Raw genomic sequence first — 13,517 nt, forward strand, 5'->3', positions numbered from 1 at the left:
ATAAAGTCATTTTTTTAAACGGGAAGGAGAAGCTTATGTTTCGCTGGGGCATTATATTTCTGGTTATTGCGTTAATCGCAGCGGCATTAGGTTTTGGTGGGCTAGCCGGTACGGCAGCCTGGGCTGCTAAAGTTGTTTTCGTTGTCGGTATTATTCTATTCCTCATCAGTTTGTTTACAGGACGTAAGCGCCTTTAGTTAGGTGTAAGGGTTACAGCAAAGGTAAGAAGGGGTATCCTCATCACCTGCTGTAACGGAATTAAGGATGGATGGTGGGATACAGAATACCTATCACGCTCGGTAATATTGAGCCACTCGCCTATAAACCATACCAACCCGGTAAAATGGCGTTGGTTTGCGAGGGCGGCGGGCAGCGGGGAATTTTTACAGCCGGTGTGCTGGATGAATTCCAGCGCGCCCGCTTTAACCCTTTTGATCTGATGATCGGCACCTCTGCGGGCGCGCAAAATCTCTCTGCTTTTATCTGCGGCCAACCCGGCTACGCGCGGCGCGTGATTACCCGTTATACCACTACAGCTAACTTCTTTAATCCACTGCGTTTTGTGCGTGGCGGTCATCTGATTGATCTCGATTGGCTGGTGGATATCACCTCACAACAATTGCCATTGGCAATGGATCAAGCCGAACAGCATCTACGCGAGGGCCGTGAGTTTCTCATGTGTGCTTGCCGCAGTGATGATTTCGAACCTACCTATATCTCTCCGACGAAAGAAAGCTGGTTACCGGCGATTAAGGCTTCCAGTGCTATTCCGGGCCTATATCGGCAAGGAGTTGATTTAGATGGGGTAAGTTATCTTGATGGCGGTATTAGTGATGCTATTCCGGTTGAAGAAGCTTATCGCCGTGGGGCCGATACGATTGTCGTTATCCGCACTGTACCTTCGCAGGCTTATTACACGCCGCAATGGATGAAGCGAATGGAGCATTGGCTGAGTGAGAGTAGCTTGCAGCAACTGGTGCGAATTATGCAGCAGCATGAGCAGAGTTATCATCGTATTCAGCAATTTATTGAAAAACCGCCGGGTGACTTGCGCATTTTCGAGATTTTCCCGCCTAAGCCGCTGGCCAGTAATGCTTTGGGGAGTCGAATCCCTGCGTTGAATCGGGACTATCATTTAGGGCGTCGCTGTGGCCGCTATTTTCTGGCAACCGTAGGGCACTGGCTACTACCGCGAGATCAGCAAGATCAGTCTGAGATCAACAGTGGAAAAACGTCGATCCCCCTTTCCCGCCGAATGATCCAGCCGCAAGATATTAACCAGCCAGATGATATGGCTGACTTGATTGACAATGATGATTCTTCATTTGCTATCACTCAATCACCGGAGATTACCGCGCCTGCAAATGCTACAAAAGCCTCGGATCATCATCTTCCACCTCAGATGACGGTAGCAGACAGCGGGTTGATTATTCCGACAGTGACTCGGAGCAAGAAAAAGCCATTACAAGCGGAGATTATTTTGCCGTCAGATGTGGCGAAAACCAAGGGTGATACCGCGTAATGGCAGTGATTAGCGGGCAAATGCCCTATTTTATCGATACACATTGTCACTTTGATTTTCCCCCTTTCCGTGGTGCGGAAGTGGCCAGCTTATTGAGTGCTGGGCAAGCGAATGTTAGACAAATTATTGTGCCTGCCGTCAGTGCGGATTATTTCCCGCGTATTCTCGATTTGGCAGCGAATTATCCGCCATTATTTGCCGCACTGGGCATGCATCCGCTTTATATTGCGCAGCATCAAGACGCCGCTTTAGCCACCCTGGCCTCAGCACTGGCGATTAAAACAGAAAAATTGGTGGCGGTGGGGGAGATTGGCCTGGATCTCTATATGGATGAGCCGCAGTTACCCCGGCAATTGGCACTCTTGAACGCCCAGTTAAAATTGGCCAAACAGTATGATCTTCCAGTAATTTTGCATTCGCGTCGTTCGCACGATCAGCTGGCTTCAGCATTGCGTAAAGCTGCCTTGCCACGTACGGGAGTGGTTCACGGCTTTGCGGGTAGTTTAGCTCAGGCACAGGCATTCATTCGCTTGGGTTATTATATTGGGGTGGGCGGAACCATCACTTATGAGCGGGCGCAGAAAACCCGTAATGTCATGGCGGCATTACCGTTATCTGCATTATTACTGGAGACAGACGCGCCGGATATGCCACTAGCTGGTTTTCAAGGTCAACCCAATCGACCAGAGCGAGCGGCTAATGTATTCGCTGCATTGTGTGAGTTACGTCAAGAAGCACCACTCGATATTGCTACTCAGCTTTTGCTCAATAGCCAGCGTTTATTTCATTTACCTTCAGCCGATCAATCCACACTTTAGGTTTTGACGCTCCCATACAAACCACGCTAATAGTTAGCAAAATACGCGTTCTTACCATTTTGATGTGATATCCGTCACGTTAATAGCTTTGCGGTTACTTTTAGTTGTGTTTATTTGTGACAGAGATTGTTTGATCACCAGATCATGCCGGTATAATCCACCAACATTATTTTAATACAAATTATTAACAGGATTATCGGCATGCTCATGAGTTTGGTCGGAATGGCAGTACTGATATTAATAGCCGTACTTCTTTCAAGTAATTTTAGGGCGATTAATATTCGCACTGTAGTTGGGGCATTTATTATTCAGGTCGGCATTGGCGCGCTGGTTTTATATGTACCGGTAGGGCGTCGTATTCTGGGTGGCATGTCTGAAGGCGTCGCGAATGTTATTGCTTACGGCAATGACGGGATTTCATTTATGTTTGGCGGTTTGGTTTCCGACAAAATGTTTGAAGTTTTTGGCGGTGGCGGTTTTGTATTTGCCTTGCGAGTCTTGCCCGTCATTGTATTCTTCTCCTCATTAATCGCCGTTTTATATTATATCGGCGTTATGCAATTGGTGATTAAAGTCTTGGGTGGTGGATTACAAAAACTATTGGGGACTTCGCGTACTGAATCTCTTTCTGCCACAGCCAATATTTTTGTCGGCCAGACTGAAGCCCCATTAGTGGTGCGCCCCTATATTGCCACCATGACCCAATCCGAATTATTTGCGGTAATGTGCGGTGGTTTGGCTTCGGTCGCCGGTTCTGTATTAGCCGGTTATGCGCAAATGGGTGTGCCGTTGGAATATCTGATTGCCGCCTCCTTTATGGCTGCACCTGGTGGGTTATTGTTTGCCAAACTGATGGTGCCAGAGACCGAAAAAACCCGTGATAATGTTGATGCGGCCACACTGATTGCTGAAGATGACCGACCGGCTAACATCATTGATGCTGCGGCGTCTGGCGCGGCGTCGGGTCTACAATTGGCACTGAATGTCGGGGCGATGCTACTGGCCTTTATTGCATTGATTGCATTGCTAAATGGTATTCTGGGCGGCATCGGCGGCTGGTTCGACTATCCGCAACTTTCGATGGAATTGATTTTGGGCTGGGTATTCTCACCAATTGCATATCTGATCGGTATTCCGTGGAGCGAGGCGATGGTGGCAGGTTCCTTTATCGGCCAGAAGATCATTGTGAATGAATTCGTGGCATTTATGAATTTCGGTCAGTATCTACAGGCCGAAGAGCTGGTGCGCTCTGCCGGTTTGCAGGTGCTTTCTGAACATTCTAAAGCCATTATTTCCTTCGCGCTGTGTGGTTTTGCCAACTTATCCTCTGTCGCCATCTTGTTGGGTGGATTAGGTAGCATGGCCCCTAACCGCCGCCACGATATCGCGCGCTTTGGTTTAAAGGCGGTGGCGGCAGGTACTTTATCGAACTTGATGAGTGCCACCATCGCCGGCTTTTTCCTGGCATTATAATTTTGCCCATGGGCCATCTTGATGAGATGGCCCATAATCCTGCGTATTTTCCGCCCATAAGCTATCCTTGATGCGAGTGGGCGTTTACTGGCTGAAAGCTATAAATCAGGTTATTTTGTGACTCTAATCACATATAATATCGGCGCGTTACAAGTTACTATTGATTAATGTGAATTTGAACACATCTCATGTGCTGATAACGTGTTCAAATAGAGCTATAAGTTAGTGCGGTGAGATGGATCTCAATTGCCACCCAGATGGGGCTATCTTCAAGGAACCAAGTCCGCTCGCCAACGTATTGAGCTTAGAACCATTCGGCTCATAAATAAATGCTCAGCTTTGGCAAGGTGCTGGGGCTGAAATAGTGTTGGAGAGTTTTATGACCGATTTAACCGCCTGCGCGAATCTCAATGATTATGCCAAACGCGCGCTGAGTTTAATGGATTTAACCACCCTGAATGACGACGATACCGACGATAAGGTTATTGCTCTGTGTCATCAGGCTAAAAGCCCTGCCGGTAATACCGCGGCAATCTGTATTTATCCTCGCTTTATTCCTATTGCGCGTAAAACATTACGTGAGCAGGGAACGTCTGAAATCCGCATAGCAACGGTCACCAATTTCCCTCACGGCAATGATGATATTGCCATCGCGCTGGCTGAAACCCGTGCGGCGATTGCCTATGGTGCTGATGAAGTGGATGTGGTTTTCCCCTATCGCGCCTTAATGGCCGGTAACGATAAAGTCGGTTTTGAATTGGTGAAACAGTGCAAAGAAGCCTGTGCTGACGCCAATGTATTGCTGAAAGTTATCATCGAAACCGGTGAGTTGAAGCAGGAACATTTGATTCGTCAGGCCTCCGAGATTGCTATCAATGCTGGGGCTGATTTCATCAAAACCTCCACCGGTAAAGTGCCAGTTAATGCCACGTTGGAAAGTGCTGGCATCATGATGCGTACCATTCGTGACTTGGGTGTGGCGAAAACAGTTGGTTTTAAACCTGCGGGTGGTGTGCGCACCGCGGAAGACGCGGCACAATTCCTACAGTTGGCGGATCAATTGATGGGTGAAGGCTGGGCTGATGCTCGCCACTTCCGTTTCGGTGCTTCCAGTCTGTTAGGTAGCTTGTTGACGACATTGGGTCATCAGAGCAACAGCAAAACTACCGGCTACTAATCATTATCTCAGTCATTGAACTGAGCAGATGCACTGCGGGCTATTTTGTCCGCTGTGCTGCTTTTATTTCATAAGCAGGGGGATACCTTGTTTCTCGCACAAGAAATTATCCGTAAAAAACGTGACGGCCAGGCACTGAGCGAAGAAGAGATTCGTTTCTTTATTAATGGCATTCGCGATAACGTGGTTTCCGAAGGGCAAATTGCTGCTCTGGCGATGACCATTTATTTCCATGATATGAGCATGCCAGAACGTGTGGCGCTCACTATGGCAATGCGTGATTCTGGCACTGTGCTGAACTGGAAGAGCCTAAACCTTAATGGCCCGATGGTGGACAAGCACTCCACCGGCGGCGTGGGTGATGTGACTTCCTTGATGCTCGGCCCAATGGTAGCGGCCTGCGGCGGCTATGTACCGATGATCTCGGGTCGTGGCTTGGGTCATACCGGCGGAACATTGGACAAACTGGAAGCGATTCCTGGTTTTGATATTTTCCCCGACGACAGCGCCTTTCGCAAAATCATTCAGGATGTCGGCGTCGCCATCATCGGGCAAACCAGCTCACTGGCACCGGCGGATAAGCGCTTTTATGCCACTCGCGATATCACTGCCACGGTGGATTCCATCCCACTGATTACCGCTTCTATTTTGGCTAAAAAACTGGCTGAAGGGTTGGATGCGCTGGTGATGGATGTCAAAGTGGGGTCGGGTGCATTTATGCCGACTTATCAGTTATCTGAGGACTTGGCCCAGGCCATTGTCAGTGTTGCTAATGGTGCGGGGTGCAAAACCACCGCGCTGCTGACCGACATGAATCAGGTATTGGCGTCCAGTGCCGGTAATGCGGTTGAAGTGCGCGAAGCGGTGCGCTTCCTGACTGGCGAATATCGTAACCCGCGTCTGCTGGAAGTCACCATGGCGCTATGTGTCGAGATGCTGCTATCCGGCGGCTTGGCGCAAAATGATGCCGATGCTCGTGCTAAGCTGCAAGCAGTATTGGATAACGGCAAAGCGGCGGAAATCTTCGGTCGCATGGTCGCTGCGCAAAAAGGCCCGAGCGATTTTGTCGAACGCTATGACAGTTACTTGCCAGCCGCCATGTTAAGCAAGCCCGTATTTGCTGAACGGTCAGGAATTATCACTGCTATGGATACCCGAGCATTAGGTATGGCCGTAGTTTCCCTTGGCGGTGGTCGCCGTCGGGCAACTGATCCTATTGACTACAGTGTGGGCCTGACCGAGATGGCCCGCTTGGGAGCCAGTGTTGATGGTCAACAGCCATTAGCGGTGATTCATGCCAACAATGAAGATGACTGGCAGCAGGCAGCAGATGCAGTACGTGCGGCAATCACATTAGGCCAAAAAGCACCGGAAGAAACCCCGGTGGTTTATCGCCGTATTACTGAATAAACACCATACTTTAAAGGTGCCGCACAGTGTGTGAACCTATGCAGGAGAAAATGATGAAACGTACATTTATTATGGTATTAGACTCATTTGGTATCGGCGCTAGCGCTGATGCTAACAAGTTTGGCGACGAAGGGGCTGACACTCTGGGCCACATCGCCGAGGCCTGCGCCCGTGGTGAAGCCGATATTGGCCGTAGTGGCCCATTGACACTGCCTAACCTGAGCCGCTTAGGGCTAGGTAAAGCCGCCGAAGAATCTACCGGTAAATTCCCGGTAGGGCTGGATAAGAATGCAGACATCATTGGTGCTTATGGGTATGCCAGTGAGTTATCTTCCGGTAAAGACACCCCATCGGGTCACTGGGAAATTGCCGGTGTACCGGTGTTATTCGACTGGGGCTATTTCAGTGATGTGGAGAATAGTTTCCCACAGGAATTGCTGGATAAACTGGTCAAACGCGCTAATTTGCCGGGCTATTTGGGTAATTGCCACTCTTCAGGCACCGTGATTCTTGATCAACTCGGTGAAGAGCACATGAAAACCGGGAAACCGATTTTCTACACCTCTGCGGACTCGGTGTTCCAGATTGCCTGTCATGAAGAGACTTTTGGGCTGGATCGCCTGTATGAACTGTGCGAAATCGCGCGCGAAGAGCTGACTGAAGGCGGTTACAATATTGGCCGTGTGATTGCGCGCCCATTCATTGGTGATAAGCCAGGTAACTTCCAGCGCACCGGTAACCGCCACGATTTGGCAGTTGAACCGCCAGCACCGACCATGCTGAAAAAACTGGTGGATGAAAAGGGCGGCGAAGTGGTTTCTATTGGTAAAATTGCCGATATCTATGCCCATGTCGGCATCACGCAGAAAGTGAAGGCGACCGGTCTGGATGCCCTGTTTGATGCCACCATCGAAGAGATGAAAAAAGCCGGTGACAACACCATCGTTTTCACTAACTTTGTTGATTTTGACTCTTCTTATGGTCATCGTCGCGATGTTGCCGGTTATGCCGCTGCGCTGGAATTGTTTGACCGTCGCTTGCCAGAACTGATGGCGCTAGTGAAAGAAGATGACATTCTGATCCTGACGGCTGACCACGGTTGCGACCCAACCTGGCCGGGCACCGATCATACCCGTGAGCATATTCCTGTCTTGGTCTATGGGCCGAAAGTGAAACCAGGTTCACTGGGCCACCGTGAGACATTTGCTGATATTGGGCAGACAGTTGCCAAGTATTTTGACCTTTCCCCAATGGATTACGGGAAGAATATGCTGTAAGTCATTCAGCTAAGCTGAGCGTGCCATTTTGAACTTGGGCAGTGCTCGCCCTCCTCACGTACTGCGTGTACGCTCCGGGGGCTGTGCGCTGGCCGTGTCCAAACTGTCTGTGCTCATCTACGCTGGTGATGGCTGATTTTCTCTGAACTGTGCAAAGTAGCTCAAACCTAAAGACAGTTTGGTAATATAAATTTTAATTCTCTGATTTTTAAGGAAAGTGATTATGGCAACGCCACATATTAATGCAGAAATGGGTGATTTTGCTGACGTCGTACTGATGCCAGGGGATCCGCTGCGTGCGAAGCATATCGCAGAAACCTTCCTGAAAGATGTGAAGCAAGTGAATGATGTGCGTGGCATGTTGGGTTTCACTGGCACCTATAAAGGGCGCAAAATTTCAGTGATGGGTCATGGTATGGGGATCCCTTCTTGCTCCATTTACGCGAAAGAGCTGATCACTGATTTTGGCGTGAAGAAAATCATCCGCGTGGGTTCCTGCGGTGCGGTGCGTGAAGACGTTAAGCTGCGCGATGTGGTTATCGGCATGGGCGCTTGTACTGATTCTAAAGTGAACCGCCTGCGCTTTAAAGACCACGACTATGCGGCGATTGCTGATTTCGATATGACTCGCAATGCAGTTGATGCGGCAAAAGCGAAAGGTCTGAATGTTCGTGTGGGCAACTTATTCTCTGCAGATCTATTCTATACGCCAGATCCGCAAATGTTTGATGTCATGAAAAAATACGGCATCCTGGGCGTGGAAATGGAAGCGGCAGGTATCTATGGTGTTGCTGCTGAATTTGGCGCGAAAGCCCTGACTATCTGTACTGTATCTGATCATATAGTTTCCGGTGAACAAACCACCGCCGCTGAGCGCCAGACCACTTTCAACGATATGATTGAGATTGCGTTGGAATCTGTGTTGCTGGGTGATAAAGAGTCATATTAACGATATCTTACAGAGCCGTACCACGGTGTGGCGGCTCTGTTCTCAATTGTATTTTTATCCTCATCTATCTATTCATTAATTTGCTTATCTCTGGTATCTAGCCTTTACATATCATAATATTATCGCTATAAATCCATTCATATTTTTATTCATTATTCTATTCACGGAGCTATTCAAGTGTCCTTTCTGGAAATGTTATTACGACAAGGCCCGACGACAGCAAGCTCCCTGGCACAAGCTTTGGCAACCAGCCAGCCCACGATTTCTCGTCAATTAACCCGGTTGAAAGAGCGGGTACTAAAGTTAGGGAAAGGAAAGTCTACCCGTTATGCTTTACTTCGCTTGGTTGCAGGTGTGAGTGAATTCCCGCTTTACAGAATCGATCTTGACGGAAATGCCAGCCATTTTGCCAATTTATATCCTATATATCCGGCCGAAATGTGTTGTGTACATCAAGTAGATGACGATACATGGCAGTTATTTGATAGCCTCCCTTGGTACTTGGCTGATATGAGACCGCAGGGGTTTATTGGTCGGATTTGGGGAAAGTCTGCCGCTGAGTTATTACAACTTGATAAGGATATTCGTGGATGGAATGAAGATCATATTTTGCTTGCCTTATCCCGTATGGCGGATGACGTAAATGGCAACATTCTTATAGGGCAGGGAAGCTATCAACAATGGCTGGATAAACCTGATGCGGTTCCGATTCAACCGTCAGATAAGCCACGGCGGTATAACGAATTATCCCTAATGGCGCTCGCTGGGGAAATGGTGGGTTCATCGGCAGGTGGAGAGCAACCTAAATTTACCTGTTATGCCGGATATGAGGGCAAGCTCCCATCATATGTTATCGTCAAGTTTACCGCTGTACAGGATAACCCTAACGCACAACGCTGGGCGGATTTACTCATTGCTGAGTCTTTGGCGCTGAATACATTAAGAGGTGCGGGTTATTCGGCAGCCTTCAATCATGTTGTGCAAAATGAGGATAGACAGACTTTTCTGGAAATTGAACGTTTTGACCGACATGGTCAGCGGGGCCGCATTGGTATGGTGTCTTTAGAGGCCGTGAATGCTGAATTTGTCGGAATGCCTGTTGCCAGTTGGCCAAAAGTTTGTCGTGAACTGACGGCAAAAGGGTTACTGAGCATAGCTGAACTTGAACAAGTTCGCTTGATCTGGGCTTTCGGAGTATTGATTGCGAATACCGATATGCATCATGGAAATCTATCATTCTTGCACCCCGAAAATCGGCCTTTATCACTTTCCCCTATTTATGACATGTTGCCAATGGCTTTTGCTCCGTCTGGTATGGGAAATATGCGGCAAACTGCACCCGATATAACATTATCGGTTGATGTGAGCCGTGAGCATTGGGTACGGGCACAACAACTGGCGGGGCAATTCTGGCAGAATGTGAGCAGTCACCCTAATATTAGTGTCGAATTTAAAGCTATAGCCTGTCAGATGAGAGAGAAAATAGCTTCCTTAACTCCCATTATTGAACGTATGGCATAATTCCCTGTCTCCTTGATATCGCAACACTATTTATCATCAGGTTTCTTGTCTGATTCTGCCGTTTCCTCTTCACTCTCATCTTCTTTGACTGGCTTATTGGCGGTCAGTAGATAAGGTGATTGCTGCCAGCGGCTCCGGCGACCTTGCAGTAAGGTTCGAGCCAGAATAATACCGACGGCCAGTGCTACCAGTATCATTAGCCGCAGTAAATTAGTGGTATTATCCACTTGCTTGGATTCTGTGGCGAGTACGTGGGTATCGAGTGTCATGCGCAGAAACCCGGTTGGCCCGCTCTTACCGGGGATCAATTCAACAATCTGGTGATTGAAATAACTGCCAGGGCGTTTACCATCCAAAGCCAGTCTATCTCGCACTTTAACGTTCTCTCCGGCATTGGCAACTAACGTACCGTCAATCTGATATACACTGGCATCCAATATGCGGCTGGATTGCGTCAATTGCTGAATAATTGCATCGACTTTTTGGCTATCAATATCATCATCACCGGTATCCATAATGGGTGACAGGCTGAAGGTGACTTGTTTCGCCAAGGTTTTCGCCAGCTCTTCAACTTGTTCCGAGCGGGCAAGTTGATGACTGAGGCTGAAATAGGATGCACCTTGCATAAGCAAAACTAACAATGCCAGGCAAATCAACACAATGGCGGTGCGGTGCAAACGGAATTTTAATTTAGCCTTGGCCATGCATGTTCCTTGCCGTATTTGATGACTTTATACCCGTCATACTTCAAGCTGCATGTGCGTTGGCCACGCTCAATAACCCGAATCACTTACTTATGTAAGCTTATCGGGATTATCTCGTTTGCCGCCTTCCCGCAACTCGAATTATTTAGGGTATATGTTGCCAGAAGCCAGGGCGATAGGATAGCTTGATGCGTCCTTTTGTCTGCCTTTACCCCGTTTTCTACAGGAGTCATTCATGTCTAATAGTCTGACCTATTGCGATCTTCCCGCGGAGATCTATCAATGGCCGGGTCTCCCACTTTCACTCAGTGGCGATGAAGTTATGCCGCTGGATTATCGGGCTGGTCATACAGGTTGGCTGTTGTACGGCAGAAAACTGGATAAAAAGCGTATTACTGATTTTCAACGCCAGCTGGGCGCGGCAATGGTAATTGTCTCCGCCTGGTGTGTGGAAGATTATCAAGTTATCCGTCTGGCGGGCAGCTTGACCCCGCGCATTAAAACGCTGGCCGATGAAAGCGGGCTGGACGTGGCTCCGTTAGGGGCCATCCCACATCTGCGTACGCCGGGCTTGTTAGTGATGGACATGGATTCCACGGCTATCCAAATTGAATGTATTGATGAGATTGCTAAGTTGGCGGGTGTCGGTGAAGAGGTGGCGGCAGTCACTGAGCGCGCCATGCAAGGCGAGTTGGATTTCTCCGCCAGTTTGCGCCAGCGCGTGGCAACCCTAAAAGGGGCCGATGCCAATATCCTCAAACAAGTGCGTGATGAATTGCCATTGATGCCAGGGCTGACCAGTTTAGTGCGCAAACTTCAAGCGCTGGACTGGCATGTGGCAATTGCTTCCGGCGGTTTTACCTATTACGCCGAATATCTGCGCGACAAATTGCGGCTGGTTGAAGTGGCCGCCAATGAGCTGGAAATCAAAGACGGCAAACTGACTGGCAAAGTGCTGGGGCCGATTGTCGATGCACAATACAAGGCTGATACGCTGCTCAAACTGGCTGAAAAACTGAATATCCCAGTGGCACAAACTGTGGCAATCGGCGATGGTGCCAATGACCTGAAAATGATGCAGGCAGCCGGACTGGGTTTGGCTTTCCACGCCAAACCTAAAGTTTATGCCAAAGCAAAAGTGGCTATCCGCCACGGCGATTTGCTGAGTGTGCTGTGTATCCTCAGCGGTAGTTTAAAACATGAAAGTGCTCAGTAACTGTGGGTTATTTGATTGAGGTGAAAGGTGGCTAAAGCACCAAAACGAGCATTTGTCTGTAATGAATGTGGGGCTGATTACCCGCGCTGGCAGGGGCAATGCAGCGCCTGTAATGCCTGGAATACCATTACCGAGATTCGGCTAGCGGCCGCGACATCATCAACCCGTAATGAACGTTTTGGCGGTTATGCCGGTGATGCTGGTGTCAGTCGGGTTCAGAAATTATCCGACATCAGTTTGGACGAATTACCGCGCTTTTCAACCGGCTTCCTTGAATTTGATCGGGTGCTGGGCGGCGGTGTGGTGCCGGGCAGTGCCATTCTTATCGGCGGCAACCCTGGTGCGGGGAAAAGCACCCTGCTGTTGCAAACGCTTTGTAAATTGTCCGAAAACATGAAAACCCTGTATGTCACTGGCGAAGAGTCACTGCAACAGGTCGCGATGCGCGCGCATCGTTTGGGATTACCTACCGCGGGCCTGAACATGCTGTCTGAAACCAGTATTGAGCAGATTTGCCTGATTGCCGAACAAGAACAGCCTCGGCTGATGGTGATTGACTCAATTCAGGTGATGCACATGGCGGATATCCAATCGTCGCCGGGCAGTGTGGCGCAAGTGCGTGAAACTGCCGCTTATCTCACCCGTTTTGCCAAAACCCGTGGCGTTGCTATCGTGATGGTGGGGCATGTGACCAAAGATGGTTCGCTGGCGGGGCCGAAAGTATTGGAACACTGCATCGACTGCTCGGTGATGCTCGATGGCGACGGCGACTCACGTTTTCGTACTTTGCGTAGTCACAAAAACCGCTTTGGGGCTGTCAATGAGTTGGGCGTGTTTGCCATGACCGAACAGGGTCTGCGCGAGGTCAGTAACCCGTCAGCGATTTTCCTGAGCCGCGGTGATGAAGTGACGGCGGGCAGTTCAGTGATGGTGGTATGGGAAGGGACGCGTCCATTACTGGTTGAGATTCAGGCGCTGGTGGATCACTCGATGATGTCGAATCCGCGTCGGGTAGCTGTCGGGCTGGAGCAAAATCGGTTGGCAATTTTGCTGGCCGTGTTGCACCGTCACGGTGGTTTGCAGATGTCAGATCAGGACGTGTTCGTCAATGTGGTCGGTGGGGTGAAAGTGACGGAAACCAGTGCTGATCTGGCCTTGCTGATGTCGTTGGTTTCCAGTTTGCGTGACCGCCCACTGCCGCAGGATTTAGTGGTGTTTGGTGAGGTGGGGCTAGCGGGTGAAATTCGCCCGGTGCCCAGTGGTCAGGAACGTATCTCCGAGGCGGCCAAGCACGGGTTTAAACGCGCTATCGTGCCTTATGCCAATATGCCAAAGAAACCCTTGCCTAATATGCAGGTTTTCGGGGTCAAAAAACTGGCCGATGCACTGGCGGTGTTGGAAGATTTGTAGCACCTCATTTAGTCGTGTTCATCGCGCAGCATACTGTGTT

Annotated in this window: 12 protein-coding genes; 11 read left to right on the forward strand and 1 reads right to left on the reverse strand. The window is 49.4% G+C overall.

The genetic code is table 11. The features are described 5' to 3' along the window. Window positions 1-35: 35 nt before the first annotated feature. From FGL26_RS18945 to yjjJ, 9 genes are all read left to right on the forward strand, one after another. Window positions 36-197, forward strand: coding sequence for a DUF1328 domain-containing protein (locus tag FGL26_RS18945; protein ID WP_004389381.1), 162 nt, complete (start codon window positions 36-38; stop codon window positions 195-197). A 71-nt stretch (window positions 198-268) separates the two neighbouring features. Further along, complete coding sequence (locus tag FGL26_RS18950) at window positions 269-1,522, forward strand: patatin-like phospholipase family protein (RefSeq protein WP_005166910.1); 1,254 nt, start codon at window positions 269-271, stop codon at window positions 1,520-1,522. Window positions 1,523-1,542: 20 nt separating this feature from the next. Then, window positions 1,543-2,340 carry a metal-dependent hydrolase gene (locus tag FGL26_RS18955; RefSeq protein ID WP_011815517.1) on the forward strand — a complete coding sequence of 266 codons (798 nt, stop codon included), beginning with the start codon at window positions 1,543-1,545 and terminating at the stop codon, window positions 2,338-2,340. A gap of 201 nt (window positions 2,341-2,541) precedes the next feature. After that, the gene (locus tag FGL26_RS18960) at window positions 2,542-3,813 is read left to right on the forward strand and encodes a NupC/NupG family nucleoside CNT transporter (protein ID WP_005166914.1); all 1,272 of its coding nucleotides are present in this window, start codon (window positions 2,542-2,544) and stop codon (window positions 3,811-3,813) included. Window positions 3,814-4,192: 379 nt separating this feature from the next. Then, window positions 4,193-4,990 (forward strand): deoxyribose-phosphate aldolase, encoded by a 798-nt coding sequence (gene deoC, locus FGL26_RS18965; RefSeq protein ID WP_005166916.1) that lies wholly within the window; start codon window positions 4,193-4,195, stop codon window positions 4,988-4,990. Window positions 4,991-5,077: 87 nt separating this feature from the next. Further along, complete coding sequence (gene deoA, locus FGL26_RS18970) at window positions 5,078-6,400, forward strand: thymidine phosphorylase (RefSeq protein ID WP_005166918.1); 1,323 nt, start codon at window positions 5,078-5,080, stop codon at window positions 6,398-6,400. A 53-nt stretch (window positions 6,401-6,453) separates the two neighbouring features. Beyond that, window positions 6,454-7,677 carry a phosphopentomutase gene (deoB, locus tag FGL26_RS18975; protein WP_005166921.1) on the forward strand — a complete coding sequence of 408 codons (1,224 nt, stop codon included), beginning with the start codon at window positions 6,454-6,456 and terminating at the stop codon, window positions 7,675-7,677. A gap of 223 nt (window positions 7,678-7,900) precedes the next feature. Next, a complete protein-coding gene (deoD, locus tag FGL26_RS18980) occupies window positions 7,901-8,626 on the forward strand; it encodes a purine-nucleoside phosphorylase (protein WP_005166923.1) in 726 nt (241 codons plus the stop codon). A gap of 177 nt (window positions 8,627-8,803) precedes the next feature. After that, complete coding sequence (gene yjjJ, locus FGL26_RS18985) at window positions 8,804-10,147, forward strand: type II toxin-antitoxin system HipA family toxin YjjJ (protein ID WP_005166925.1); 1,344 nt, start codon at window positions 8,804-8,806, stop codon at window positions 10,145-10,147. A gap of 26 nt (window positions 10,148-10,173) precedes the next feature. Here the strand turns inward: yjjJ and FGL26_RS18990 are convergent, their stop codons facing one another. After that, window positions 10,174-10,851: a YtjB family periplasmic protein gene (locus FGL26_RS18990; protein WP_005166927.1), complete on the reverse strand. Its 678-nt coding sequence runs from the start codon at window positions 10,849-10,851 to the stop codon at window positions 10,174-10,176. A 235-nt stretch (window positions 10,852-11,086) separates the two neighbouring features. Between FGL26_RS18990 and serB the strand changes: the two genes are divergently transcribed. After that, the gene (gene serB, locus FGL26_RS18995) at window positions 11,087-12,067 is read left to right on the forward strand and encodes a phosphoserine phosphatase (protein WP_005166929.1); all 981 of its coding nucleotides are present in this window, start codon (window positions 11,087-11,089) and stop codon (window positions 12,065-12,067) included. A gap of 27 nt (window positions 12,068-12,094) precedes the next feature. After that, window positions 12,095-13,477, forward strand: coding sequence for a DNA repair protein RadA (gene radA / locus FGL26_RS19000; protein ID WP_005166931.1), 1,383 nt, complete (start codon window positions 12,095-12,097; stop codon window positions 13,475-13,477). The last annotated feature ends 40 nt before the right edge of the window (window positions 13,478-13,517 follow it).

Source organism: Yersinia enterocolitica subsp. enterocolitica, from assembly GCF_901472495.1.
In the GTDB taxonomy this organism is placed as follows: domain Bacteria; phylum Pseudomonadota; class Gammaproteobacteria; order Enterobacterales; family Enterobacteriaceae; genus Yersinia; species Yersinia enterocolitica.

Bases quoted from the DNA above. Each gene is read 5' to 3' on its own strand.
- FGL26_RS18950 (WP_005166910.1), top strand. From the start codon at position 269: ATGGTGGGATACAGAATACCTATCACGCTCGGTAATATTGAGCCACTC.
- FGL26_RS18945 (WP_004389381.1), top strand. From the start codon at position 36: ATGTTTCGCTGGGGCATTATATTTCTGGTTATTGCGTTAATCGCAGCG.
- FGL26_RS18960 (WP_005166914.1), top strand. From the start codon at position 2,542: ATGCTCATGAGTTTGGTCGGAATGGCAGTACTGATATTAATAGCCGTA.
- deoC (WP_005166916.1), top strand. From the start codon at position 4,193: ATGACCGATTTAACCGCCTGCGCGAATCTCAATGATTATGCCAAACGC.
- deoD (WP_005166923.1), top strand. From the start codon at position 7,901: ATGGCAACGCCACATATTAATGCAGAAATGGGTGATTTTGCTGACGTC.
- serB (WP_005166929.1), top strand. From the start codon at position 11,087: ATGTCTAATAGTCTGACCTATTGCGATCTTCCCGCGGAGATCTATCAA.
- FGL26_RS18955 (WP_011815517.1), top strand. From the start codon at position 1,543: ATGCCCTATTTTATCGATACACATTGTCACTTTGATTTTCCCCCTTTC.
- deoB (WP_005166921.1), top strand. From the start codon at position 6,454: ATGAAACGTACATTTATTATGGTATTAGACTCATTTGGTATCGGCGCT.
- FGL26_RS18990 (WP_005166927.1), bottom strand. From the start codon at position 10,851: ATGGCCAAGGCTAAATTAAAATTCCGTTTGCACCGCACCGCCATTGTG.